Source organism: Aerosakkonema sp. BLCC-F183 (genome assembly GCF_041929145.1).
In the GTDB taxonomy this organism is placed as follows: Bacteria; Cyanobacteriota; Cyanobacteriia; order Cyanobacteriales; family Aerosakkonemataceae; genus Aerosakkonema.
The window spans coordinates 43,172-68,137 of record NZ_JBHFNU010000031.1 but is presented as its reverse complement, the minus strand read 5'-3'; the positions used below and the strand labels follow the sequence as shown (position 1 = coordinate 68,137).

At 45.3% G+C, this 24,966-nt stretch carries 20 protein-coding genes; 9 read left to right on the top strand and 11 right to left on the bottom strand.

Annotation, left to right across the window (positions count from 1 at the left end; translation table 11 throughout):
* Positions 1 to 984 (top strand): hopanoid-associated sugar epimerase, encoded by a 984-nt coding sequence (hpnA, locus tag ACE1CD_RS08070; protein ID WP_374822988.1) that lies wholly within the window; start codon positions 1 to 3, stop codon positions 982 to 984.
* Positions 985 to 1,001: 17 nt separating this feature from the next.
* Positions 1,002 to 1,241: a TraX family protein gene (locus tag ACE1CD_RS08065; RefSeq protein ID WP_374822985.1), complete on the top strand. Its 240-nt coding sequence runs from the start codon at positions 1,002 to 1,004 to the stop codon at positions 1,239 to 1,241.
* 113 nt (positions 1,242 to 1,354) lie between these two features.
* On the opposite strand, the gene ACE1CD_RS08060 is transcribed toward ACE1CD_RS08065, so the two are convergent.
* The 3 genes from ACE1CD_RS08060 to ACE1CD_RS08050 form a co-directional block, all read right to left on the bottom strand.
* Positions 1,355 to 2,521, bottom strand: coding sequence for a sugar phosphate nucleotidyltransferase (locus tag ACE1CD_RS08060; RefSeq protein ID WP_374795608.1), 1,167 nt, complete (start codon positions 2,519 to 2,521; stop codon positions 1,355 to 1,357).
* A 240-nt stretch (positions 2,522 to 2,761) separates the two neighbouring features.
* A complete protein-coding gene (locus tag ACE1CD_RS08055) occupies positions 2,762 to 3,706 on the bottom strand; it encodes a segregation/condensation protein A (protein ID WP_374795607.1) in 945 nt (314 codons plus the stop codon).
* 49 nt (positions 3,707 to 3,755) lie between these two features.
* Positions 3,756 to 4,112 (bottom strand): LapA family protein, encoded by a 357-nt coding sequence (locus ACE1CD_RS08050; protein WP_374795606.1) that lies wholly within the window; start codon positions 4,110 to 4,112, stop codon positions 3,756 to 3,758.
* Between the two features lie 422 nt (positions 4,113 to 4,534).
* Here ACE1CD_RS08050 and ACE1CD_RS08045 point away from each other — a divergent pair, with 422 nt between their 5' ends.
* Complete coding sequence (locus ACE1CD_RS08045) at positions 4,535 to 7,207, top strand: putative PEP-binding protein (RefSeq protein ID WP_374822982.1); 2,673 nt, start codon at positions 4,535 to 4,537, stop codon at positions 7,205 to 7,207.
* A 126-nt stretch (positions 7,208 to 7,333) separates the two neighbouring features.
* On the opposite strand, the gene ACE1CD_RS08040 is transcribed toward ACE1CD_RS08045, so the two are convergent.
* From ACE1CD_RS08040 to ACE1CD_RS08030, 3 genes are all read right to left on the bottom strand, one after another.
* Complete coding sequence (locus ACE1CD_RS08040) at positions 7,334 to 8,179, bottom strand: DUF1361 domain-containing protein (RefSeq protein WP_374822979.1); 846 nt, start codon at positions 8,177 to 8,179, stop codon at positions 7,334 to 7,336.
* Positions 8,180 to 8,235: 56 nt separating this feature from the next.
* Positions 8,236 to 10,494: an MASE1 domain-containing protein gene (locus ACE1CD_RS08035; RefSeq protein ID WP_374822976.1), complete on the bottom strand. Its 2,259-nt coding sequence runs from the start codon at positions 10,492 to 10,494 to the stop codon at positions 8,236 to 8,238.
* Positions 10,495 to 10,906: 412 nt separating this feature from the next.
* Positions 10,907 to 12,838, bottom strand: coding sequence for an MASE1 domain-containing protein (locus ACE1CD_RS08030; protein WP_374822973.1), 1,932 nt, complete (start codon positions 12,836 to 12,838; stop codon positions 10,907 to 10,909).
* 157 nt (positions 12,839 to 12,995) lie between these two features.
* Here ACE1CD_RS08030 and ACE1CD_RS08025 point away from each other — a divergent pair, with 157 nt between their 5' ends.
* Complete coding sequence (locus tag ACE1CD_RS08025) at positions 12,996 to 14,363, top strand: TldD/PmbA family protein (RefSeq protein ID WP_374822970.1); 1,368 nt, start codon at positions 12,996 to 12,998, stop codon at positions 14,361 to 14,363.
* Between the two features lie 41 nt (positions 14,364 to 14,404).
* Here ACE1CD_RS08025 and ACE1CD_RS08020 read toward each other — a convergent pair whose 3' ends face one another.
* Positions 14,405 to 14,557 carry a hypothetical protein gene (locus tag ACE1CD_RS08020; protein ID WP_190473836.1) on the bottom strand — a complete coding sequence of 51 codons (153 nt, stop codon included), beginning with the start codon at positions 14,555 to 14,557 and terminating at the stop codon, positions 14,405 to 14,407.
* A gap of 472 nt (positions 14,558 to 15,029) precedes the next feature.
* Between ACE1CD_RS08020 and ACE1CD_RS08015 the strand changes: the two genes are divergently transcribed.
* Entirely contained in the window at positions 15,030 to 16,055 is a 1,026-nt protein-coding gene (locus ACE1CD_RS08015; protein ID WP_374795601.1) for a patatin-like phospholipase family protein, read from the top strand.
* Between the two features lie 264 nt (positions 16,056 to 16,319).
* Here the strand turns inward: ACE1CD_RS08015 and ACE1CD_RS08010 are convergent, their stop codons facing one another.
* Positions 16,320 to 17,771 carry a diguanylate cyclase domain-containing protein gene (locus ACE1CD_RS08010; RefSeq protein ID WP_374822967.1) on the bottom strand — a complete coding sequence of 484 codons (1,452 nt, stop codon included), beginning with the start codon at positions 17,769 to 17,771 and terminating at the stop codon, positions 16,320 to 16,322.
* A 133-nt stretch (positions 17,772 to 17,904) separates the two neighbouring features.
* Here ACE1CD_RS08010 and ACE1CD_RS08005 point away from each other — a divergent pair, with 133 nt between their 5' ends.
* A complete protein-coding gene (locus ACE1CD_RS08005) occupies positions 17,905 to 18,693 on the top strand; it encodes an S-adenosyl-l-methionine hydroxide adenosyltransferase family protein (protein WP_374822964.1) in 789 nt (262 codons plus the stop codon).
* Here the strand turns inward: ACE1CD_RS08005 and ACE1CD_RS08000 are convergent.
* Complete coding sequence (locus ACE1CD_RS08000) at positions 18,690 to 19,307, bottom strand: hypothetical protein (RefSeq protein WP_374822961.1); 618 nt, start codon at positions 19,305 to 19,307, stop codon at positions 18,690 to 18,692. The genes ACE1CD_RS08005 and ACE1CD_RS08000 overlap by 4 nt on opposite strands.
* A 417-nt stretch (positions 19,308 to 19,724) precedes the next feature.
* On the opposite strand from ACE1CD_RS08000, the gene ACE1CD_RS07995 reads away from it, so the two are divergent.
* The 3 genes from ACE1CD_RS07995 (at position 19,725) to ACE1CD_RS07985 (ending at position 21,604) form a co-directional block, all read left to right on the top strand.
* Positions 19,725 to 19,856: a hypothetical protein gene (locus tag ACE1CD_RS07995; RefSeq protein ID WP_374795597.1), complete on the top strand. Its 132-nt coding sequence runs from the start codon at positions 19,725 to 19,727 to the stop codon at positions 19,854 to 19,856.
* 134 nt (positions 19,857 to 19,990) lie between these two features.
* Positions 19,991 to 20,725: a WecB/TagA/CpsF family glycosyltransferase gene (locus ACE1CD_RS07990; protein WP_374795596.1), complete on the top strand. Its 735-nt coding sequence runs from the start codon at positions 19,991 to 19,993 to the stop codon at positions 20,723 to 20,725.
* A 78-nt stretch (positions 20,726 to 20,803) separates the two neighbouring features.
* The gene (locus ACE1CD_RS07985) at positions 20,804 to 21,604 is read left to right on the top strand and encodes a tetratricopeptide repeat protein (RefSeq protein ID WP_374795595.1); all 801 of its coding nucleotides are present in this window, start codon (positions 20,804 to 20,806) and stop codon (positions 21,602 to 21,604) included.
* 114 nt (positions 21,605 to 21,718) lie between these two features.
* On the opposite strand, the gene ACE1CD_RS07980 is transcribed toward ACE1CD_RS07985, so the two are convergent.
* Complete coding sequence (locus ACE1CD_RS07980) at positions 21,719 to 23,629, bottom strand: ABC transporter ATP-binding protein (RefSeq protein ID WP_374795594.1); 1,911 nt, start codon at positions 23,627 to 23,629, stop codon at positions 21,719 to 21,721.
* A 100-nt stretch (positions 23,630 to 23,729) separates the two neighbouring features.
* On the bottom strand, positions 23,730 to 24,932 hold the full coding sequence (locus ACE1CD_RS07975) for an RNA-guided endonuclease InsQ/TnpB family protein (RefSeq protein ID WP_374822958.1): 1,203 nt from the start codon (positions 24,930 to 24,932) through the stop codon (positions 23,730 to 23,732).
* Positions 24,933 to 24,966 lie beyond the last annotated feature (34 nt).

Genomic DNA, 24,966 nt, shown 5'->3' with positions numbered 1-24,966 from the left:
ATGACCAAAAAAGCCTTCGTCACAGGCGGAACAGGATTCATCGGCGCTAATCTAATACACTTGTTAGTCCAACAAGGATACACAGTTAAAGCCTTAGCGCGTCCCTCAAGTCCCCTAAATAACCTGCGCGATTTAGACATAGAAATAGTTAAAGGCGACTTGAACAACCCGAATTTGTGGCAGCAAATGGTTGGCTCTCAGGTATTATTTCACGTAGCTGCCCATTATTCCCTTTGGCAAACAGACAAAGATTTACTTTATCGCCAAAATGTGCTAGGAACTCGCAATGTTTTAGCAGCAGCACGTCAGGCGGGGATCGATCGCACAGTTTACACCAGTTCCGTAGCAGCTATTGGCGTAAAAGAAGACGGTATCGCCGACGAAACTTATCAAAGTCCGCTCGACAAACTCGTCGGTCATTACAAAAAATCTAAATATCTCGCCGAACAGGTAGCAATAGAAGCTGTCAAAAACAATCAAGATGTCGTAATTGTCAATCCTTCCAGTCCGATCGGCCCTTTCGATATCAAGCCTACTCCCACTGGCGATATCATACTGCGTTTCTTGCGTCGGCAAATGCCATTTTATCTGAATACCGGGTTAAATTTTGTTGATGTGCGGGATGTGGTGTGGGGGCATTTGCTAGCTTTGGAAAAGGGCAAAACAGGCGATCGTTACATTCTGGGAAACCAAAACTTTACCCTGAAAGAAATATTAGATAAACTTGCCGAAATTACAGGTATCCCAGCACCCCAAAAAACTGTACCCGCTTGGTTGCCTTTAAGTGTAGCTTGGATTGACGAAAATATTCTCGCGCCTTTAGGCAAAGCGCCTTCCGTTCCTTTAGATGGCGTTCGTATGGCACAACAAACTATGTATTACGACCCTTCCAAAGCTGTCAGAGAATTGGGTTTACCTCAAACTCCCATTGAGACAGCTTTAAAAGATGCAGTTGATTGGTTTAAAAATAATTTTGAATGCTGAAAATTTAAAAATATTACGTGACCGCATTTCAAATCAAAGTTTTAGCTGCTCTTTTAATGCTCGTAGACCATATAGGAGCAATCTTTTTTCCGAAAATATTTGTTTTAAGGATTGTGGGAAGATTGAGTTTCCCTTTATTTGCATGGTTAATTGGACAAGGAGAAAAGCATACTAAAAATTTTAAACTTTATTTGGTAAGATTGATAATTTTGGGCTTAATAAGTCAGCCCGTATCATATTTGCTGTTCCAATGGTAAAGACGGGTTTAAACAGAATGTTGGTGCGTTAGCAAAACATCTTTTAAACCCGTTTGTAAAGTAGTGTAATTTTCTCTAATTCTAGAGAACTAATTGTGAAGAATTTCTCGCTTTTAAGGGCTATCCTGGCCCAGGAGTTCTGCGATCGCCTGCCGTTCGATCGGCGTTTGATTCGGCACTTCCTGACGCGCATCAGTAATCAGCCAATCCAGAGCGGCTGCTTGAACGTCGATCGTCGCACCAGTTTTATCCACGCAGTAGCGCCCAAACACCAGCTTATCTACCAGGCGAATTCCCGGCCCCAAGCGAGAGTATTCAAAAATGATGCTGTTATCAACAGTAGCTCCCTTGCAGACCCAGCAATTAGGGCCGATCATCGTTGGGCCGATAATTTTGGCACCATCTTCAATGCGCGTCATCCCACCAATGTAAACTGGCCCAGTAATATCAACCTTATCCCAGTTAACAGCGACATTTACCCCCGTGTAAATGCCGGGAGCAACTTCTTGTCCCGGTATGGCAACATTTTTGACTTCTCCCAGCAACACGCTGCGAATGGCGTGCCAGTAGTCGGGGACTTTACCGATATCCACCCATTGGAAATCCATTTGCACAGCATAAAAAGGGGCATTTATTTCCACCAACTTGGGGAATAACTGACTGCCGATGTCGTACTCAACGCCAGAAGGGATGTAATCCAAAACTTCCGGCTCAAAAATGTAAATACCGGTGTTGATGTTGGTGCTGAGGGCTTCTTCCACCTTTGGCTTTTCCTGGAAGGCTTTAATCCGACCATCTTCATCAGTGACGACGACGCCGTAGCTGGGAACTTCTTCTTTGGAGACGGACTTCGTTACCACAGTAGCGATCGCACCTTTTTCTCTGTGCCACTTCACCGCTGCCGTTAAATCCAAGTCAATCAAGGCATCTCCGCACAGTACCACAAAAGTATCATCAAAGAAAGGGTAAAAATCCTGGATGCGCTTCATACCACCGGCAGAACCGATCGCCTCACCCACCAGCTTACCCTCAACAATTCGACCTTCAAAAGAATAGGCTATTTGAACGCCAAACCGCTGACCGTCGCGAAAATAGTTTTCGATCTCATCCGCCAAGTGGCTGACATTGACCATGATTCGATCGAAACCGTGCTGGCGGAGCAATTCAACTAAAAACTCCATCACTGGCTTTTGCAGGATAGGAATCAGCGGTTTGGGAATGGTGAACGTAATCGGACGAATGCGGGTACCCTTCCCAGCCGCCAAAATCATGGCTTTCATAAATATCTTTCTCTCTACCTTGGGCCACTACATTTCAAATCGGATGTTGCGCCTACGAGCGATGAAACTTTCGCCGCTCGTAGGTTAATGCCAGAATCAGACCGTCAATTCTGCCAGCGGTTTGTTTTTGCTCGCATCGCTGACAGATGATACAAACTTGACGGCTTCTGCAAACAAAGCTGCCAACGACAGTTGATGAACATTCTCTCAATTTACCCGCATTTACCCACATCTTCGCTGCTAAGCCCCCGATCGAAGAGTGCGGATTCTCAAGTCTTGGTAGAACTCCTCTTGAACTAACTCTACTTTCGATTGAGCCGACAGCAATAGTAATGCCCAGAAAATGCCGACTCGATCGTGCAATTGCTCTTGAGATGAAAGATCGGAACTGGGGATTGCGTAGGGGGGAGGTAACTGTGACTCTGCGGAATCGGCATCGGGGGCTGGGACAGAAGCTAAAGAATTTTCATGGTTTCTTCTTTGAGCCCACAGCATCAGCAAATGCTCCAGATCCAACCAATCTTGCTTTGCAAGCAAACCGGAGCCATAAATTGCCAAAAATCGCTCCAGTTCGGCGGCAATTTCTACAGAGTTTTCCTCGCGAACAAGTTCTAGCGCCGCCCGCACTGCCTGGGTGCGAGCCTGAGAATAAGAGCGAGTCGATCCAGCACGGGGGCGCGGCGGTTTTTCTGCTATTGCAGCTGCGACTAACTGCAACTGCTCGATTAACTCTTGCAGCGTTACTCGCCGATAGCTGGGCGGCTGAGCCGCTGGGCGTCTGCGTAACTGACGCTCCAAATTTCTCGGCAATCCAGTCCCGTCAGAGTCATCGATATCCGACCAATCTTCCTCTATTTCCGAATCGGGATTGTCTTCATCAGCGAATTGCAAACGCTCCAGGGTGTTAGCTTTGAGCAATACCAGTAGCGACGCATCCACAAAAGCTTGCCCGGATTGAGACAGGTCGGCGATGCCAAAACCATCCTGGGCGTTACTTAAAGCAGCGATCTCGTTCAAACAGCGATCGATCGCGTCGATCACCTGCACATCCCACGGGTCAATTTCTCCCCGCTCAGCTAGATCGATTAGCAACGCGATCGCGCTAACCTGCGGCCCTGTTGGGTTCGCGTAATTCACGGTCGGGAGTGAATAGGCGATCGCTGATTGTGCTTGCGGAACGGTCATGCCTTCACCGAGACTTATGTCGCTAAATTTCAGCCAATGCTTGTATCTATCATGCCGCTTCGCTCACGGATTCCGATCCCACTGGCAGTTCGGATTTACTTTCGGCAGTTTCTGCTTTGATTTGTTCGAGATCTTTTTCCAACTTTTGAATTCGGCTATCTTTCTCGCGGATTTGGCGCATTTGTTTGCGAGATTCCAGCAATCGCAGCAGTCGAGACCAAATACTAAACATCCACGCCAGCACCGCTCCTAGCCCCATTGTGACAATCATTTCTATGCACAAAGGTGCTTGTATGTCAATTCCTTTGAAAAGTTTAATAACAACAGGATCGGTATTTTGTAAGCTGAATAAAACGAGACCTAAGCAAACCAGGAAAATAATTACAAAATTAATCGCTCGTGTCATGGAAAAGTTACTCCTTTAGTGGTGTTGATACGCTCCTATGGGAGGAACGCTAGGGTGTCGGTGTAGAGCGGAAAACTCAAGGCTTACCAAATCAGAGCGGCAAAACGCTTGCCTCATTTTAGCTGAAGCAGCAGAAGCCTCACACTGTACCGCCTAGCGCGATCGGTGTGTGGTAGTTCACCCCTGTCGTTAACTAGCTATCAGCATCGATCCCTCAGCAGTCATCCATCAGCTTTTTGAGAGATGAGGGCTCCGTTTTCAAACTGCTTGGAGTTGGCCCAAGCATTCTTCGCTCAGTCCCGTAAATTATTTTGTACTAGCAGAAAGAGAGATTACCGCAATTTCACGTAAAACCACATAAAAGAAAAGAGAAAATAAATGTTAAGAAAATAGAAAGGCTCCTCCAACGGTTGTAAATCTCTGTGGATAATTTCCTGTGGCTCAACCAGATTCAACCCCGCGATCGCCTCCAGGTAGGGGAAAAGGCGTTCCACCTCAGCCACTTAGCGCAGAGGGGTTATCCTGTCATACCCGGTTTTGCGATCGAAGCATCACTACTGCGCGAGTTTCTAGAGAAGATAGACTGGTTTGACCCCCTGTTCGCGGATCTGCCAAATTCCTCGCTGCATCTCGATGTTGATAATCCGCGACAGTTGCAGCTAGTCGCTAGAGCCATCCGTCAGGAAATCACCACAGCTACCCTACCAACGGAATGGAAAACGGCACTAGCATCTTTTTCAGCAGGTATAGAAGCATCGGCACTAATTCTGCGCCCCTCCCTCGCATTGCCATCGGAAACAGGGGTGACTTCTGACCTGAAGATTTCCGGACTGCTGGAAGCCCACGTTTGCGATCGCCACGAGGAGGCACTAGCTGCCGCCATCAAACGAGTATGGGCAGAGCTATTTAGAGCCAGAAGCCTGCTGTACTGGCGGCGTAACGGTATCCAAATCCAGCATATTAACCTAGCTATCTTAGTACAGCCGCTTTACAACAGCCTCGCTGCCGGTTTGGTGCAAGCGAGCCCAAACTTATGGGAAATTCAAGCCACTTGCGGACTGGGGATGGCTTTGATCAAAGGAGAAGTCCTACCCGACTACTACCAAGTGCAGCCAGAAAGCGGTACAGTGCTGATGCAACAACTGGGCATAAAAACTCTGGCTTATAACCTCAAGGAACTGCCCTCCTGGCAGGGAATCGAAAGTAAAAACGGCTTAAGTTCACCTCTACAAACCTATTCGATCGGCGAGGAGCAACAACAACTCTACGCCTTGGAAGAAAAATATCTCAAGCAATTGATTCGGCTGGCTCAGCAGCTGACAGATGAAATAGGGCCAGCTTTCACGGTAGAGTGGACGCTCACAGCCAAAGGTTCTGAAAGTTCAGCAGCCGAACTGTATATTACTCAAGTTCGTAGTGCCCAGGAAATGGGTAGTATGGAATCGACCTCGCTTGCCTTCGATTCAGGGGAAAAAGGGAGACAAGCGGACAACGAGACAAGCAGACAAGCAGTAGAAGAAAGTATTTTAACTCAACACTCATTCCTCACCACTCATTCCGCTCCGAATGCCCAATCAATCAGCTCCAGTCAAGCGCCCTCAGTCGCTCATCCGCTGAGGGGAATAGGGGCAGCTGGAGGACGAGCGATCGCACCGGCTCAAGCGATCGCTTCCTTCAGCCATAACCCCGAAATTACTTCAACTGGTAGAGTTTTGGTAGTCAAAACCTTTCACCCAGATTGGCTACCCCTGCTCAAACACGCAGCTGGAGTGGTAGCAGAACAGGGGGGCATGACTTGCCATGCGGCGATTATTGCCAGAGAACTGGGAATTCCGGCGGTAGTCGGCGTCAGGGATGCCACTCAGAGTATTCAATCCGACGAATTTGTGTTGGTGGATGGCGATCGAGGAGAAATTTATTTACTTGGAAAAGAAAGAACGGCATTCCCAAGCATCATCAGGGAAAAAGGGGAATGGAGTATGGAGCCTAGTGTATCCGGTACGGGGCATACAGAAGTAGGAAAACCTTTCATTTACAATCCCCAACATCCTATTTCTAGGGTGTTGCACAACACGCCAGAATTGCCCGATGCACAACTGCCGATCTCTAATACCCAAGGTCTAATGCCCAATATCCAATTGCCAATCACCGCTACTACTTCGCCGATCGTAGCTACTCAATTGCTCGTTAATCTGAGTCAGCCCAGTACTATTGAGCGTGCTGCCAGTTTACCGGTAGATGGCGTGGGGTTATTGCGCTCAGAACTGATGATGTTAGAAGTTTTGCAAGGACAACACCCCGGTCGCTGGCTGACTTCGGGACGAAAACAAGAGCTCGTTGAGTTAATGGCTCAAACTATCTGTCAATTTGCCGCTGCTTTTGCCCCACGTCCTGTTTTTTATCGCTCTTTGGATTGGCGATCGCATGAATTTCAATCTTTAGCGCCTTCTTTTCCCTCCGAAGTTAATCCGATGTTGGGGATGCGAGGGACATTCAGTTACCTGCAAGACCCATCTTTGTTCGATGTAGAATTGTCGGCATTGGTTAAGGTTTACCAATCCGGCTACACGAATGTTAACCTGCTCTTGCCATTTGTTCGCACGGTTGAGGAGTTTTCTTTCTGTCGCAGTCGTGTAGAGCAGGCAGGATTGCTCCATCAATCTCATTTTCAACTTTGGATTATGGCAGAAGTGCCTTCGATCCTATTTTTGTTGCCGGATTACATTAAGGCGGGGTGCATGGGGATTTCGATCGGCACTAACGATCTGACTCAATTGCTGCTGGGAGCCGATCGCGATCGAGCCGAAATGGCAATAGGTTTTGATGAGCGGCATCCGGCAGTGATGGAAGCTATCGCTCAACTGATCCGAACAGCGAAACAAGAGGGTATTCCTTGTTCGATTTGCGGTCAAGCACCAGCCAAGTATCCGGAACTGATCGATCGCCTCGTAGAGTGGGGCATATCCTCAATTTCTGTCAGTTTGGATGCTGTTGAGCGTACTTACACCTCTATAGCTCGTGCCGAACAACGCTTGCTCCTGGAAGCAGCACGAAGTCAAAAGTCGAAAGTCAAAAGACAAAAAAAAAGGGGTTAGGGCGTCGGGGTAAGCGGCAGAGGGAAAAGGTAGAGGGAAAAGGTAGAGGGAAAAGGGAAAATATTAATTCTTCTACTCTCGTACCTTCTTCTTTTTAACTTGTGAGTTCCCGACTTCCCCCGCTTTCTAAAGAGCATTCGATCTGTCGGCGTTGTAATTTTCTTCGCTATGAGCGATTGCCTGACTGTTTCTGAGCATTATTCCCAAACTCACTTGCTTCATCAGCCAATACAAACCTGTAACGATCGCAAAGGTAATCGTCATCAGCAAAATAGGACGTTTTGCTGTTAAATCATCCACCACGCTGCCAGCTACATTATCCAGTTCTGTAACCAGATCCCAGCTGTTGAAGCGCAAGAACCTTCCTAAATAAATACCGATGGCACTGAGAGCGTGGATTAGCAACTCAACCCCAAGCACAAATTGGCCCCAACCTTGTTGTTTTAAATAGTTTCCCAGGTTAATCAAAGACAAGACATAAGCTTCAAATCCCACTAGGATAAACAGCAAATACTGAGGAATAAGAACCAGAGTAATTATCCAAACCGAATAATTTTCTCGAATATCTTCAATCAGGTGAATGATATCCGTCAAAACATAGGGCGCGTTTGGTAAAAAAGCGATAAAAACAAGGAATCCAAACCACCACTTAAAAGAACGCGATCGCGAACTGCGTAATAGCCAAATATCCAAAGCGATCAAAATTAAAGTAATAGCCCAAACCAAATAATTAGTGCGATTATCTCGCATAAAGCGAATCGCATACTCCAAAATAAAGGGTGCCTTGGGCAAAAATGTCGCTAAAAGCAACAAACCGATCCACCAGTAATAGCGCGACCTTGGTCGGGTAAATAGCCACACACTTAAAGCAAAAGGTAGCAAAGCTAAAAACAAGTTCCAAGCCATCCAACCGCTATTTTTCAGCAAAAGCTGCCCTGCTATCAGGAGCCAATTAATCAAATTTTCTAACATAACTTTACCTCAAATTAAAAATGTTTAAACTCATCGTTATCGCTTTTATGTGCTGGCTAACGACTCTGCCACAATGGTATTTCAATATCGAATTCAGTGCCTTTTCCGGGTTCGGATATACATTTAATCTGGCCTTTGTGATGTTCTACAATAATCTGGTAACTGATGGAAAGACCGAGACCTGTTCCTTTGCCAACAGGTTTTGTGGTGAAAAATGGGTCAAAAATACGAGCTTTTACTACTGGAGTCATGCCTGGGCCAGTATCGGCAATTTTAATCAACACCCGATCGCTGCTTAACATTCGGGTTTGGATGGTAATTACAGCTCGTTGCAGCTTAGTTTCTGGGAGAGACTCAATTGCATCGATCGCATTAGCCAAAATGTTCATAAACACCTGATTTAGCTGACCGGGATAACATTCCACGAGCGGGAGTTTGCCATAATCTTTGATCGCGTTAATACCAGTATTCCGACAACTTTTCAATCGTTGTTGCAAAAGTAACAAAGCGCTTTCGATGCCGTGATGAATATCAACAGGTTTCATGTTCGCCTCATCCAAGCGCGAAAAGTTGCGTAAAGACAGGACAATCTGACGAATGCGATCGGCTCCAGCTTGCATTGACGATAATATTTTGGGCAGGTCGGCTTTCACAAATTCTAAATCGGTAGACTCTATGCAATCTTTGATTTCAAAACTGGTATGCTGGCACTCCTGCTGATAAAGGTCTATTAAGTCCAACAAACTTTTAGTATACTCGCGGACATGGGTAATGTTGCCGTAAATAAAATTGACCGGGTTGTTAATTTCGTGGGCAACACCAGCCACCAAACTACCCAGCGAGGACATCTTTTCCGACTGAATAAGTTGCTGTTGAGTCTCTTGGAGGGTTTTGAGGGATTGGGCTAGTTCTTCATTCTTTTGTTGCAATTGCTGAGTTCTTTCATGTACCTTAAGGTCGAGATTGTGGGCAAGTTCGAGTAACTGCGCTTCCGATTGGATTAATGCTTGCTCGACTCGCTTTTGTTTTGTAATATCTTGAATCGTCCCCGTAATGCGAATAGGCGTTTTATCTATATCCCGAATGATTTCGGTTTGTTCGCGGACAACCCTTTCTTCACCGTTGGGTCGCACAATCCGGTAATTAATGCTATAAGGTTTTTCCTGCGTCAACGCTTCTTGGAGCGAGTTTTTCACCCACTCGCGGTCTTCAGTGTGAACCGTTCGCAAAAAAGTTTCGCAGTTGGGAGCAAAAGTATGAGGAAAATATCCCAAAATGCGATAAAGTTCTTCAGACCAATGCCATTGCTGTTCGATTAAGTCTAAATCCCAACTTCCCAAATGGGCAATGCGCTGGGCGTCGGCTAAACTGGCTTGACTGGAGTGCAGCGAATCCTGAACTTGTTGCAGTTCGGCTAAAGTCGCCGCTAGTAGCAGGGCGATGATAGCGACCACTGCTACGAAAGCTTGTAAAGACAGAACACCTTCTATAGGATTATTGGTGTGATTCTGAAAGGGCCCAACTCCTTGTCCTGCGCCCCAGATAGCTATTGAGCTGACAAACAGGGTAGCAAGGACGCTTCCCCGTTGCTTAAATCGAAATGCGACCCAAACTACTAACGGAAAAGGCAGATACTCAAAAGGATAGCGGGCGATCGCTCCTTTTGTTTGCCACGTAAACACCACCCAGCTAACTGCGATCGACAAGATTAGCAAAATACCTGCATCTATATATTGCAAGGACTTTCGCATCGTCTGGGGCGAAGCGGGACGTTTGGGCAGATTTACGGTACACCAACTTAACAAAACTGGCGTTACGACCAGAACACCCATTAAATCTCCCAGCCACCAACTCAACCAAGTTATGCCAAAATTGCGCCAAGGTTGTATGCCATTCGCGCATAACAGCAACACGCTGAATGAGGAGCCTAAAGTTGTCGAGAGCATTGCCGAAAGCGTTACAAATGCCAGAACGTCTTGAGGGCGTTCTAAATTAAGCTTGACTTTGTAGCGCCTTAACAAAGCGGTACTTGTCAGAGCTGGCAAGCTGGCGGAAGCTCCCATAGCCAGGGCGACGATCGGCGATACACCTAATGATAGCGAAACAAAGAAGTCTCCTAACATCACTCCCGGCCATACTCGCAGCCCCAACAGTAAAAGTGCGGCTTGGCTTATCCCTGCTGGTGGATAAAGGGGCGTTACCTGTGGTACAATACTCGGAATTTGTAATGCTAGTTTTCCTGCGCCACCGTAAACGGCAGCTAGTATCGCAACTGTTAACAAGTACCGCCAAAACCGATTTGGTATTGGGCTCATTGTTTGAACTGATAAATGTGAAGATGCACACTGATAAAAATACGGATGCTCAGTGAGTATAAGAAGAGCAAGTGCCGATAACCAAGATTATGAGCAAGTCCCAAACTCTAAGCTGTGATTTTGATCTAAAACGGGCTAGAAAGTCAAAAGTCAAAAGTCAAAAGAAAAAAGGGCGTCGGGCTAGTGCCTCTTGGCGGAAGTTAAAAGTCAAAAGTCCTTTCATGGTCAGGCATTTAGCTACTTCAGATCTGCTGCTTTACTTCTACCGTACTGCACTAGGGGCTAGGGATAAAGAGAAAATTTCTATTTTTGACTTTTAACTTTGTACGGGCGGGTTTTGTACTGCAACCATAGACTTGTGATTGGAATTATTAACGAAACCCGCCCCTACGAATGATTGACTTTTGGCTTTTCACTGCTGTCGAATGGGAATCTCAATTTGCAAAGTTGTTCCTGTGCCAACTTCCGACCTGCATTTCAGGTATCCTTGATGTTTTTCTACTACAATTTGGTAGCTGACAGACAAACCTAAACCTGTCCCTTTACCGACTTCTTTGGTAGTAAAAAACGGATCGAAAATCCGAGACTGCACTTCTGGGGTCATGCCGATCCCGTTGTCGGTGATTTCAATCTTCACCCGCTCATTATTTATTAAGCTGGTGCGAATCCAAATTGTAGGCTCAATAAATTCTAATGTTCGGATTCGCCTACGTTCCAAGTCCTCTAGAGCATCAATCGCATTGTTGATAATATTCATAAACACCTGATTCATCTCACTAGCGTAGCATTCTACTGCGGGTAGTTCGTTATATTGCTCGCTCACCTGTATGGGGGAATTGCAGGCATTATTCTGGAAGCGATGTTGCAAAATCAACAACGTACTTTTAATTCCTTCGTGAATGTCTACAAACTTCATTTCAGCTTCGTCCAGTCGCGAGAAATTTCTTAAAGATAAAACTATCTGCCGGATGCGTTCGGTTCCCGCTTTCATAGAGGACAAAATTTTGGCAATGTCTTCTTGAAGGAAGTATAAATCTATTTCTTCAAGCCGATCTTGAATTGTGGCACTAGCTTGGGGATATTCATCTTGGTAGAGTGCGATCGCTTCTAACAAATCTTGGGTATAGTTATTGATATGCGTAAGGTTGCCGTGGATAAAATTGACTGGGTTATTGATTTCGTGAGCGATACCCGCAACCAATTGACCCAAGCTTGACATTTTCTCTGATTGAATCAGTTGCTGTTGCGTTTCTTGCAATTTCCGCAAATAGTTGGCCATTTCTTGATTTTTTTGCTCCAGTTCTAATGTTCTTTTTTGCACTTTTATCTCAAGAGTTTGGGCGAGTTCTCTAAATTTATGTTCCGATTGCTGACGCTCGTTCACAGTAGCGGTTAAAATCAGACCTGTGATGGCTTCAACTGCTATGAAAGCTTGTAGGTAAAGGATACTGCTATTGATATTACTTTCCATTATAAGAAATGGGCCATTGCCTCTTGATATTCCAAAAATACCAATAGTACAACCTACAAATGCTGCCAGCGAAGTTCCTGTTTGCCCGAAACGAAATGCTGACCAAATCACTAAAATAAAAGGTAAATATTCGAGGGGATAATTGGCAATTTCTAGGCTGGTTTTAGAGCAAAAGACTATCCAATTTACACCAAATAGGAGCGCCAGCCAAACAACAAATTCTATTGATTTTGGGGAGGAAATTTTAAATTTAAAATTGTGAGTTTGCCGGTGAATTTCTGAGTTTTTACATTGGTTCGACAAACGCCAATCCAAACTCCCAAATCTAAAATCTAAAATCGAGTGACACCACGTTAGTAACACTGGCGTCACAATCAAAATGGCAATGATATCGCCTAGATACCAACTCCACCACTTTGACCAAAGTGAGCTCCCGGATAACAAAGATAAACTGACGATCGCAATGCTATTACCCACAAACGAGGATAGCGGTGCTGCCACTATTACCAATCCCAAAACATCTCGGAGGCGATTTAAAGCAGGATGGAAACCAACGCGGTTAAGCAACTTCGCTGCCACCCATGCTTGCAGCGTAATAATAAAGGCAGTGGCAGCGGCAACAGTCCACTTTGTGCTAAAACACAAGTAGAAAAAAAAATGACCTAGTGCGATTCCAGGCAATATCCGCGACCCCAGCAACACAAGTGCAGCTACGTTAACCCCTGTGGGGGGCCATATAGGTACAATCTCCCATTCCAGTTTCAGATTGGGAATTAAAGTGATTGAGTAAGCTGCGCCGAAGTGGATAACGGCCACTAGGCCAATGGCGGCAAAGTATTGCCAAGACCGCATCTGTATTTGGATATTAGGCATTTTTGTGTTTCTAATATGTTTCGGCACTTCTATAGACATTATGAAAGATAGCTCGGTTAACAGATAGCCACCAGACAAGTTCTAGACTAAAAGAAGAAATTGTGAAGCAAGTGGCAAATCAGTCTGGAAAGGAAAAATTAAGCGCGTGAACAATTCCATGCAGGATCGGTTAGTTGAGACGATCGCCCCTTACCGCGATCGCGTTGATTATCTGGAAATTCGATTAGAACAAAGCGAATCAACTGCCATAACTTTTCGTGGCCCGCAACTGGATGCCGTCGATCGCGGTTTTACTCTTGCTGGCGGTATTCGCGCTTGTCATAACGGCGGCTGGAGTTTTGTTACTTTTAATGGTTTGGCAGAATTAAAAGAGCGAATTGAAGAGGCTGTTTCTCAAGCCAAACTGGTGGGTAAAGAAACTACTGTTTTAGCACCGATCGAACCAATTCAAGACTATGTTGCCGTTGAACTCGGATGCGATCCCAGAGGAGTTTCTTTAGCAGAAAAACGCCGTTTGATGGAAGGATACAATCAGCTGTTGCTGGAATTTGACCGGCGCATTCAAACTACTTCGGTGAATTATCGCGATCGCTTTGGCATCACCTATTTTGTCAATTCGATCGGCACCTGCATCGCCCAAGAAAGGTTAGACATTCAAGCAGGTTTCGGTGCTATTGCTAGGGGAGAAGGCGGTTTTGTGCGACAAGGATACGAATCGTTCCACTCTCGATCGGATTATAATGCTCTGGTGGGAATCGAAGCGCGAGTCCAAGGTGCTGCCCAACGCGCTATCCGTCAGTTAGAAGCAAAATCTGTTAAAGGGGGTCAATATACTGTAGTTTTAGACCCTTACCTTTCCGGTGTTTTCATTCACGAAGCTTTCGGTCATCTTTCGGAAGCAGATTTTGTTTACGAAAATCCCCGAATGCAGGAATTGCTGACTTTGGGCAAACCTTTGGCGATCGAACAGCTGAATGTAGTAGACGATGCGACTTTGCCAGGATTACCTGGTTCTCTTAAATATGATGATGAAGGCGTTCCGGGTCAGCGCAAATATTTGATCGAAAAGGGTATCCTCACCCAACGTCTGCATAACCGCGAAACTGCCGGCAAACTCCAAGAAAAACCTACCGGCAATGCGCGTGCGATCAACGCTACCCATCCGCCGATCGTGCGAATGACCAATACCGCGATCGAAGCGGGGGAACACTCTTTTGATGAGATGATTGCCGATATTGAGGAAGGCGTCTATGCTGTGCGGATGTTGGGCGGACAAACTAATGGCGAGATGTTTACTTTTGCCGCTGCGGAAGGTTACATGATTCGCAATGGCAAAATAGCAGAACCCGTCAGCGATGTAACTCTGACGGGCAATGTTTTTCAGACTCTTAAAGATATTGAAGCGATCGGTAATGATTCGGTTTATCTCAACGGCGGTTGCGGTAAGGGCGGACAAATGCCCCTGCCTGTAAGTGTCGGTGGGCCACACATCCGCATCAAAAATGTTGTTGTGGGCGGTCGCTAGGGATTATAGCTAAGTAGGGTGGGCAATGCCCACCCTACTTACTAAAGTTGCTGCATTTCTTGTTCCAACAAGCGGATCAAATTTTCATCACCCTTGGATCTAGCGACTTCCAGGCGCTGCTCCAGTCTCTTTTGGATGTTAGCGCGATGAACATCAGCAGTTCTTTTTACTTCTTCTCGGTTAATTCTGCTCATAGTGGACTCTTTTTGGAACTTTCTTGTGTATTCTTCCTTTATTATAACTATAAACCAGGAAAGTGTATCCAAATTTACAGAATTTTTACAGATCAATCTAAAATTGACATCAAGTCTTCAAGGTCGCGGGGGAGCGGGGGAAGTCAAAAGTCAAAATTCCTCCCTTTCCCTCTACCCTCTCCCTCTTCCCTCTACCCTCTCCCTCTTTCTCTTCCCTAATCCCTGGCCCCTAACCCCGACGCCCTAACCCCTAACCCCGACGCCCTAACCCCTAACCCCTAACCCCTAACCCCTAACCCCGACGCCCTAACCCCTAACCCCTAACCCCTAACCCCTAGCTGTAACTGCCGTTGGCAAAGATCGATCGGCAGAAGCTTAACATTACTTCATATTTTATTTAAAAAAAATTCCCGATTATATAACAAAAATGCCGAATTTAAAAGTATTCGAGGCTACTAAAAATGAGAATCTTATGGCTTTTAAATTCAAAATATTGTCAATAGATGGCGGCGGTATCCGAGGAATCATCCCGGCAATAATTTTAGCTGAGATGGAAAAACGCACAGGAAAGCGGATTTTTGAAATGTTCGATTTAATTGCCGGAACCTCAACAGGAGGTATCTTGACTTTGGGTCTTACCATGCCAAATCCGCTGGCTCCCAGCCAAGCTCAGTATACAGCAAAGGATATGGTCGAGTTGTATCGAAAAGAAGGAAAACGTATATTTTATGAGCCGTTGAGCGAAAGATATACAAAGACAGATGATTTAATTCGACCAAAATACTCTTCCGAAGGTAGAGAAGAAGTTTTAAGCGCATATCTGGGCGAAACTCCTCTCAAAAATGCGCTCAAACCAGTTTTCATCACCAGCTATGACATTGAAATACGGAGACCTATTTTCTTTGTCAGCGATCGGTCAGCAGAAAAGATAGGAGAATACTTCCGCAAAATTGGCAGTGGCTTTAAAATGAAACAAGCGGCAATGGCTACTTCTGCCGCGCCGAGTTTTTTTGAGCCATACCATTTGGCCACAATTCAAACAGACAGCAGTTTCTATACGTTAGTCGATGGGGGAGTTTTCGCCAATAACCCGACATCTTTAGCAATTATGGAAGCGATAATTGCTGCTAGAAGAACTGGGGAGAAGCTAGATTTGAGTGAAATACTCGTCGTATCTATGGGGACGGGTTCGCTAACTCGTAAATACTCATACGATCGCGCCAAAAATTGGGGATTAATTGGCTGGTTAGAACCGATTATCAATATTATGATGGACGGGATGAGCGAATCGGTAGCCAGTCAACTGGAACAATTGCTTCCTGACGATCCCGGTTATCCCAAACATTACTATCGCTTCCAGGCACCGCTGAATGAAGCTAACGACGATATGGACGATGGCAGCGCAGAAAATATCGCTAAGCTGGTAGAACTAGCCCAGCTGATGATTTCTCAGGAAAATAGTGATTTAGATAGACTTTGCGAGGAACTTTTGAGGTAGAAATGTAGGGTGTATCAGACCAGATCCGGGTTATTTATCTCCTTTATAGTGTGGGTATAGTGTGAGTTGTAGAGGTGAAGCATTGCGGCGATAAGTGTATTCTTCTAACCCAAAGTCTTTCCACCACAATGCTTCACCCTTCTTAGGCATAAAAGGGTTTTTATCCCGGATTTCGTATCGGACATTAAAATAGTAGCTTTACGAACGGATTAATCGGTCTGACGCACCCTACAAATGTGCCTCTTGCGTACAAGCGATTTTTTTTCAAGAAACTAAACATTGCCGTTTCGCACGTTTGTGTTCGTACATCAGTGCATCAGTTCGGGCGACTAAACTTTCCAGAGATTCCCTAGTTTGAGGATCGAAAGGTAAAATACCAACACTCATAGATAATTTATAAGGACGCTTTTCTTGCCGATTGAACTCATCAATTTTTGCAATAATTCTTGATTCGACCTTATGGCAGCTATCGCCGCAATTTAATGCCAAAATAATAAATTCATCACCACCCAAACGGGCCACCACATCTGCTTCCCGAAAAGTGCTTTTCAGTAATTGTGCGGCGTCAACAATCATAGCCGAACCTAGATCGTGTCCTAAAGTGTCGTTGATTTTTTTCAAACCATCTAAATCGACAAAGATTAATGCACAGCAGGTGTTGACACGGCGGGCAACTTTTAATTGCTGTTCGGTGAGAAGAAAAAAACCGCGACGGTTGTGTAAACCTGTCATATCGTCGGTGAGAGACAAGCGACGAATTTCTTCTTCTGTCCGCTTGCTTTCGGTAATATCGTAAGTTACACCCAACACAGTTTCCACGCTTCCGTTGGCGTCAAACTCCGGCACAAAGCGCGTGCAATAGTAGCGCACACCATCGGGACTGACAAAAGGAAACTCGACTTCTTTGGGGATGCCGACAGCGAAGACCTGGCAAACGCCAGATTCCCAGACTTCCCATACCTGTGGCGATAACTTCAACTCTCGAAAAGTTTTACCCAAGAATTGCTCTTTGGGGATGCCGCAGACTTCTGTTAGGGGTTGATTGACAAAGATGTGCCGCAGGTTGCGATCGACGCGGGCCACCAATGCAGGCACGTTATCGGCCAAAGTTGCCAGTTCTTTGTATGCGGTCTGGAGTTCTGCTGTACGTTCGACTACGCGCTGTTCCAGTTCGGCGTAAACTTGGATATTTTCCAATGCGACGGCGGTGGTGTCAGCTAGTGCTTGTAGCAACTTTACTTCTTCCGGACTGGGTTGATGTCGTTTGGCCCAGTAGTTGCCGATCGCACCGATCGGGTCTAATGTCCGAATCGGCACCATCACCAAACTCTTGACAAAGGTCGATCGATAAGCTTGATAAGGGATGCGCGTATCGGCATAAATATCTTCGATCTGCACCGGTTGGCGGTTCAACATCGTCCACCCGCCGATACAAATATTCATCGGAAAGCGCTGACCTTTCCAAAGTGGCGCGATCGCATTTTCCTCCGCGTAGTAGCACATATTGCGGTCGCGCAGCACAAAGGTAGCTCCGTCCGCACCGGTCAGTTCTCGTGCAGCTTGCTTTACAATTGCCATAACGGTGTCTAGGTTGCGAGCTAAAGAAAGCTCTTGCACAACTGTGACAAGTTGCTCCATCCCACGGTAGTAGCGCCTTGTTTCTCTTTGGGAAATCCGGCGATCGGCTATTTGTCGAACAGCCTGACGAGCTTCCATATGATGACTTTCTCCAGAATTCTCAACAACAGGCTAGCGCCAAAGACTCATTTACCAGGAAATTTCTTAAATAGACGCCAATTACTTTTTTTTCCAGTAAGTTTATGAGAAAATTTTTGTAAAATCGACAAAAATGCCTGCTAACAGACTGGTGACTCTCTTAAGCGATTTTGGCCTAAGCGATATTTATGTCGGCGTAATGAAAGGCGTCATTACCCAAATCAACCCTACCCTAACTGTAATCGATCTTAGCCATGAAATTCCTCCCCAAAACATTGCCGCAGGTCGATTTTGTCTGATGAGCGCCTACCCATATTTTCCTAATGGAACGGTACATATTGCCGTTGTCGATCCTGGGGTAGGGGGTAACAGACGTGCAGTTGCAATTGCATTTGCCGACGCTTTTTTAGTTTGCCCGGATAATGGCTTGTTTAGCGGTATTCTCTGTCACACTCCGGTTGTGGCGGCGATCGCACTTACCAATCGAGAATACTGGCGCACGCCAACACCTAGCACGACTTTTCACGGTCGAGATATTTTTGCCTCCGTGGGAGCGCATCTTGCCAGCGGTGTTCCTTTTGCAGAATTGGGACAAAAAATCGATCCCCAAACCTTGGTGCAATTGCCCATACCGGAATGCACTTTCACAGATACTGGTATTATAGGCTGCATTCAGTATGTCGATCGCTTCGGCAACTTAATTACAAACATCCCGGCCCATCTCGTTGACGGCAAAAATTGGTTTGTTAAAGCCGCTGGGTTGAGTATACCCGGTAATAAAACTTACAGCGATACCGCAGATGGCAGTGCGATCGCTCTAGTTGGCAGTCACGGTTGGGTGGAAATTGCTGTCAGCAACGGAAACGCCCAATCTCAATTGCAGATAAAGTGTGGAGATGCGGTGCAAATCGGGCTGCATTAAAGTGAGCGATCGACTGGCACCCCACAAGCATCCTTGTTATCAAAATTACCAGCTTCAACCGTCCAGCCTGTCTGTCCTTGACGATTTCTAATTTGCACCCACCAAGTACTTGTTGTCGGCGGAATTCTGTTGCCATATCCTGCCGAACCTGGTTGATTTTCTTCCATGACATCTATGGCATTAATAATAATTAATTGACCTTTGTACCAAGCTTTATAGGAACCTTCTCCCTGATATGTTAAAAGGTAAATAATATCACCAGGACGAGCTTGAATATTTCTAGAAGTAGTGCCGCGATCGCTGTATGCTTGAATTGTTATCGGTCTGGTAATTTTAATTTCTCCTGCTTTTGTAGTAATTACTACTCCGGTTATCCCGCGAACGCGATCGCGCGGTGCGACTGTAAAGACTACAGGTGAATTATTATTTCTACTTCTATGAATAGGTGTTCTTTTATTTACTACCCATTCACGGTACGTACAGCATTCAAACGGACAAGCACCCGTATCTTCATAAGGTAAAGGAGGGCGAGTTTGAGCAGAAGATGTGAGAGGAATCAGGATGGCGATTATTAGCGCCAGCAGCCATGATAATTTTACTGTTCGTTGCATCATAATTGATTTTCCCGATCGGTTATAGGACTTACGCAAAGAAACCGGGTGGATCTCAAAAATCGTTGGTTCTTCAACTGGATATGTAGAAGTAAACCCGGTTTATGGCTTCATCGTGCGTAAGTCTTGGGTTAATTAGCTTGTGAGCCGATCGAATTGACTGAAGCTAATTTTGTGATGTTCCTTGCACGCCAAAAATAAAGCGGATCTTTCGGATAAAAGATGTTGCCTTTTGTGCATAGAAGACATTTGGTGTGACTGCCTAAGCTCTTGTGTGAGCGGGTCAGGCATAAAATCGTCTGATTGTGTCCGGAATTTTAAGATTTCCCTTTGTACAATATCAGTAGGCAGAAATAAACAGTTCCATAATTTTTGGTAACTACTCACAACAGAAACTTTAACGTAGTAAGGTGAACTATTATGTCTACTCGCTACAACAATAACAAATCTCGGTTTATCCGTATTGTCTACTCTAAAGTCAAAGTTAATGGTAAAGTACAGTTGGTGCCTCTAGAGCTGTATGCTGATGGTTCCCTCAAACCATGTGTTTGAGGTCTGCCCGCTCAAAAAAAGAGAGAAAAAATTTGTCGGGAGGATCTTTCTTTGGAAGTACACAGCAATTCTGCGTCGAGGTAAACTATCCAGCATAGATATGGTGATGTGAGGTTGTGCAAAAACAGGTTATTATGACTGAGACGCCCCAACCGTTCTCGGTACTGGGACTACCGGTACATCTGTTGGAGGATTATTCAGCTTGGCTCCTCTCACGGTTGCACCAGCAACAAGGCTGTCATGTGGTAACGCTCAACGCTGAGATGAGCATCCAGGCAGAACGCAATACCAGTTTGGCTAGTACGATCCGTCAAGCCGATTTGGTTATCCCTGATGGCTCCGGAGTTGTGCTTTATTTACGTATATTGGGCAAATCGGTAAAGCGTTGTCCGGGAATTGAACTGGCGGAGTCGCTTTTGTGGCAAGCCGGTCAGTTGGGCAAGTCGTGGTCAGTATTTTTCTACGGTGGAAAACCTGGGGTAGCTCAAACAGCGGCAGAAATTTGGGAGCGACGAGTTCCCGGATTGAAGATTGCAGGTACGCAGCACGGCTACCTTTCCCCTGAAGACGAACAACAACTGCACGCCACCCTCAAAGAACTACAGCCCAGCATAATTTTAGTTGGTTTGGGCGTACCGCGCCAAGAATTGTGGATCGCCAAAAATCGCCTCCTTTGTCCGAAAGCAATCTGGATTGGTGTTGGCGGTAGTTTGGATATTTGGGCGGGTATTAAATCCCGCGCCCCTGCTTGGCTGAGGAACAATCATTTGGAATGGCTTTATCGTTTGTATCAAGAGCCTTGGCGCTGGCGGCGGATGTTAGCCTTACCGCAGTTCGCTTGGCGTGCGTTAGTGAAAAATTTGGCTTAGAAGCATATATTTGCAAGCAGGATGGTTAAAATATTCCTATATTTTAATGACCCTGCTTGCAATGAAGGTAATAAATTAATGAAGAAAGTAGCTTATGCGATCGCTGGCTTACTCATCGGTATCCTGATTACCTTCTTACTTATATTAATAGATACCATTGTCGCAATTAATACAGGTATACCTTTTGGTTTAGTAACATTTATCGGAGTTTTAGCAGTTTGGGGTTTCTTAATTTGGGAACTTTATTTTAACTCGATGAAGCCGATTAAACTGATGTTCCAAGGAGAGTACGATCGCGCTTTAGCTCTTTTACACAAAAAGCTAAACAGTATTTTCGTGCGGCTGCATATAGAGAGTAAAAACGGCATTATTTACAACATTGCCAATGTGTATCACAGAATGGGCAGATTTGAAGACGCAAGTGAGTGGTTGGAGAAAATCGAGCCAAGAAAACTAGATCGGATCGTAAAAGGCCCTTATTATGGTTTGTCAGCCCTAAATTTATTAATGCTAAAAGCAGATTTGAATGAAGCTGAGAGATATCTGGAAATAGCATCTACTTTCGAGAAATTCACATTGATTAATCTCATCTATGTATATTTCTATGTTTTAATAAATAACTTGACAAACGCTGGGGAAAAACTGCAAGAGTATTTGGAAAATAAAGAAAACATAAAAAATTTCAATATAAGTTTTAACACTATTTTGATTAGGGATAAAGAATTTCTCAGCGTACTGGAAAACTTTATTTACGGTACGTATTATCAAGCAATAAACGATCGCGATCGAGCCAGAGAATGCTTTGAAAAAGCATATAGCTCTCCCTATGATAGTTACTACCAGGCCAAAGCAGGTGAATGGTTAAGGGAAAATAACTGAAATGACGGGATATTCTATTTTTAGTTATTGGGGAGAAGAACATTAAGGCTGAAAAAGAAGGTAACTAACCCGAATTTGGGATCGTACCTATTCCTGATTTCCCATTGCGAATTTTCAACCTCTAATTTGTAATTTCGCTCTTTGTCTTTCCTGAATTCGCTCTAAACTGCCAAGGGGAATAGAAGCAATCAACTGACGGGTGTAATCTTTTTCCGGTTGGCGATAGATAAATTCGGCTGGACCGATTTCTTCAATTTTGCCCTGATTCATCACCATGATGCGATCGCTCATAAATTTCACCACACTGAGGTCGTGGGAAATGAAAATATAAGTAAGGCCAAACTCATCCTGTACCTCTTTCAAAAGATTCAGCACTTGCGCTTGCACCGACACATCCAAAGCGGAAACCGATTCATCGCAAATGATAAATTTAGGATTGAGAGCCAAGGCGCGGGCAATACAAACCCGCTGTCGCTGACCGCCAGAAAATTCGTGGGGATAGCGGTTCATCCGGCTGGGATCTAACCCTACGCGCTCCAACAGGTAAGCAGCGCGATCGCGACGTTCCCGATAGCTTTTGCCGATGCTGTGAATGAGCAAAGGTTCCATCACCGCGTCTCCAACTTTCATACGCGGATCGAGAGAACTAAACGGATTTTGAAACACAATTTGCATCTCTCGGCGCAACTTCTGCAACGCTTTTCCGTTCAAACTGGTAATATCTTGTCCTTCAAACAAAATATTACCGTTCATCGGTTCGATCAATCGCAATAAAGTGCGAGCCAAAGTAGTTTTACCGCAACCGGACTCACCCACCAAACCCAGCGTTTCACCAGGATAAACCTCAAAAGAGATGTTGTTTACCGCCATAGCGTAGCGTTTGGTATTCCCCATTATCCCCCGTACCGGAAAGCCAACTTGTAGGTTGCCGACAGCTAAAAGTGGTGTGTCCTGAGACTTAATTTCTGACTGATTAGAGCTTTTCTCCCTGACTGTTCTGCTTCCCCGCTCCTCTGCTTCCACATTTTTTTCGCGAATTTCCAGCACTTCGCCGCTGGGATCGCTGACCACTTCCATATAATCCGAAACAGTGGGTAGATATTTCAAATGCCGATCGAGACGAGGACGACAAGCCAACAATCCTTTAGTGTAGGGATGATGGGGGTTGGCGAAGATTTGCCACACCGGCCCGTATTCGACAATTTTCCCCCGATACATCACCGCTACGGCGTCGGCGATTTCCGCAATTACACCCAGGTCGTGGGTAATAAACATCATAGACATCCCGCGAGCGTTGCACAATTCCCGCAGCAGTTCCAGGATAGTGGCTTGTACAGTTACGTCGAGAGCGGTAGTGGGTTCGTCGGCAATTAATAGGGTGGGATTGCAGGAAATCGCCATTGCAATCATTACCCGTTGAATTTGACCGCCAGAAAGTTGGTGGGGATAGCGATCGAGTATAGCTAGTTTTTGCTGATTGATGTGGCGATCGATTTCCGCTTCCGTAGCTTCCGATCTCCCAGGTGATGATTCTTGCACATATTCTATGTAACGTTGGCGCAAAACTTCATCTGTGGGGAGCAGTTTTACTTCTTGCAAAAGTGCAACAGCCGACCGCCGCGCTTGCGTGTCCGAAACATTTTGATGCAGCCGTATTGCTTCCGTCAGCTGAAACCCGATCGTGTAAACGGGGTTAAGAGAACTCATCGGTTCCTGAAAGATCATCGCCACCTTACCGCCGCGATACTGCTGCATTTTACCCTCTGGCAATTGCAGCAGATTCACAGGTTCTGCATCCACCTCTGAGGCTTTAAACCAAATTTCGCCGTCCATCTTGCCGGGAGGAGGCACCAAACCCATAACGGCTAGAGAGGTAACAGATTTGCCAGAACCTGACTCTCCGACTATTCCCAGCGTTTGACCTCGTTTTACCTGAAAAGAAATACTGTCAACGGCTTTGATCTGTTTTTCCTCGGTGGGGAATTGGACTTGCAGGTTGCGGATGTCGAGAACGGTGTCAGTCATGGAACTCTAGCATCAAAATTAACCTTATACTAACAAGGCAGCGGAGTGGTTTAGCGTTGCGTTGACACTCCCCGCTAATCAAGATGCGGGGATTCTTGGTTCAACGAGAGTCCTTGTCTAGAGTCATTGCTGACTTTAGATAGAGGGACAACTCTTCCCAAGCGTTGAGAGCGTCTTGCGCCCTAGTTCCGGTATGCCCTACCGTACTTAATGCTTTTATCAAGATATTTATTGCAGCATTGGTATCACGACACAGCACTAATCCACAACTACATTTATGCGTCCTAGTGCTAAGTGTTTTCTTAACTTCCCTACCACAAGAAGAGCAATTAGCGCTAGTGTATTGAGGAGGAACAGCCACGGTTATTTTTCCGTAGACCTTACCAAAATACTCCAACCAAACTCGAAATTGATACCAAGCTGCATCGCTAATTGATTTGGCTAGTTTGTGATTCCTAACCATGTTTCTCACCTGCAAATCCTCGTAGGCAATCAAGTCGTTATACTGAATTACGCATTGAGCTAATTTACAAGCCCAATCTTTACGCTGCCTACTAACTTTTAGGTGAAATCTAGCTAATTTCTGTTTGGCTTTGATGTAGTTATTCGACTGTTTCTGACCCCGACGGAATTTTTTAGACACTCTTCTTTGTAGTCGTTTTAATGCTGTCTCTGCACGACGTATAAATCTAGGATTATCTACTTTATTGCCATCGGAATCCGTATAAAAATGAGTCAGTCCAACATCAAGCCCAATCATCCTTTTAGTTGGCTCTGTCTTGATCTCACGGTTGTAGGCGATACAGAATTGAGCATAATATCCGTCTGCCCGTCTAACCAATCTAATCCGTTTAATATCTGATAACTGGTAAAAATGTAGGTCATAAGTTCCCACAAGTTTAAGTTGGCCAATAAGAAAGCCATCAGTTAAGGTTAAATGTTTCCTATCAACTGAAAGCTTCCATCCGGTAGTTTTGCACTCAACGGAATGACCGCGTTTTTTAAATTTGGGGAATCCTTTTTTACCTACAATTTTCTGTTTACAGTGATCGTAAAACCGGGAAATCGCTGCCCAAGCCCTATCTGCTGAAGCTTGTCTGGCCATTGAATTCAGTTTTTTAGCAAAGCTAAATTCAGACGCTAACACTTTGCAGTAGGCGCTGAGGTCATACTTACCAACTTTGGAGTTGTCCAACCAATATCTAATGCACTTATTTCTGATAAACAAAGCAGTTCTAATCGCCTCATCAATCAAGCGATACTGCTGTGCTTTGCCCTTCAGTTTAAATTCGTACACCAGCATTGCTTCGACCTACTTATGCGGTTATATTAGCGTA

What these genes read in the sequence shown, in the direction of transcription:
- hpnA (WP_374822988.1), top strand. Translation starts at nt 1, where the DNA reads ATGACCAAAAAAGCCTTCGTCACAGGCGGAACAGGATTCATCGGCGCT.
- ACE1CD_RS08060 (WP_374795608.1), bottom strand. Translation starts at nt 2,521, where the DNA reads ATGAAAGCCATGATTTTGGCGGCTGGGAAGGGTACCCGCATTCGTCCG.
- ACE1CD_RS08055 (WP_374795607.1), bottom strand. Translation starts at nt 3,706, where the DNA reads ATGACCGTTCCGCAAGCACAATCAGCGATCGCCTATTCACTCCCGACC.
- ACE1CD_RS08050 (WP_374795606.1), bottom strand. Translation starts at nt 4,112, where the DNA reads ATGACACGAGCGATTAATTTTGTAATTATTTTCCTGGTTTGCTTAGGT.
- ACE1CD_RS08040 (WP_374822979.1), bottom strand. Translation starts at nt 8,179, where the DNA reads ATGTTAGAAAATTTGATTAATTGGCTCCTGATAGCAGGGCAGCTTTTG.
- ACE1CD_RS08035 (WP_374822976.1), bottom strand. Translation starts at nt 10,494, where the DNA reads ATGAGCCCAATACCAAATCGGTTTTGGCGGTACTTGTTAACAGTTGCG.
- ACE1CD_RS08030 (WP_374822973.1), bottom strand. Translation starts at nt 12,838, where the DNA reads ATGCCTAATATCCAAATACAGATGCGGTCTTGGCAATACTTTGCCGCC.
- ACE1CD_RS08025 (WP_374822970.1), top strand. Translation starts at nt 12,996, where the DNA reads ATGCAGGATCGGTTAGTTGAGACGATCGCCCCTTACCGCGATCGCGTT.
- ACE1CD_RS08020 (WP_190473836.1), bottom strand. Translation starts at nt 14,557, where the DNA reads ATGAGCAGAATTAACCGAGAAGAAGTAAAAAGAACTGCTGATGTTCAT.
- ACE1CD_RS08015 (WP_374795601.1), top strand. Translation starts at nt 15,030, where the DNA reads ATGGCTTTTAAATTCAAAATATTGTCAATAGATGGCGGCGGTATCCGA.
- ACE1CD_RS08010 (WP_374822967.1), bottom strand. Translation starts at nt 17,771, where the DNA reads ATGGAAGCTCGTCAGGCTGTTCGACAAATAGCCGATCGCCGGATTTCC.
- ACE1CD_RS08005 (WP_374822964.1), top strand. Translation starts at nt 17,905, where the DNA reads ATGCCTGCTAACAGACTGGTGACTCTCTTAAGCGATTTTGGCCTAAGC.
- ACE1CD_RS08000 (WP_374822961.1), bottom strand. Translation starts at nt 19,307, where the DNA reads ATGATGCAACGAACAGTAAAATTATCATGGCTGCTGGCGCTAATAATC.
- ACE1CD_RS07995 (WP_374795597.1), top strand. Translation starts at nt 19,725, where the DNA reads ATGTCTACTCGCTACAACAATAACAAATCTCGGTTTATCCGTATTGTC.
- ACE1CD_RS07990 (WP_374795596.1), top strand. Translation starts at nt 19,991, where the DNA reads ATGACTGAGACGCCCCAACCGTTCTCGGTACTGGGACTACCGGTACAT.
- ACE1CD_RS07985 (WP_374795595.1), top strand. Translation starts at nt 20,804, where the DNA reads ATGAAGAAAGTAGCTTATGCGATCGCTGGCTTACTCATCGGTATCCTG.
- ACE1CD_RS07980 (WP_374795594.1), bottom strand. Translation starts at nt 23,629, where the DNA reads ATGACTGACACCGTTCTCGACATCCGCAACCTGCAAGTCCAATTCCCC.
- ACE1CD_RS07975 (WP_374822958.1), bottom strand. Translation starts at nt 24,932, where the DNA reads ATGCTGGTGTACGAATTTAAACTGAAGGGCAAAGCACAGCAGTATCGC.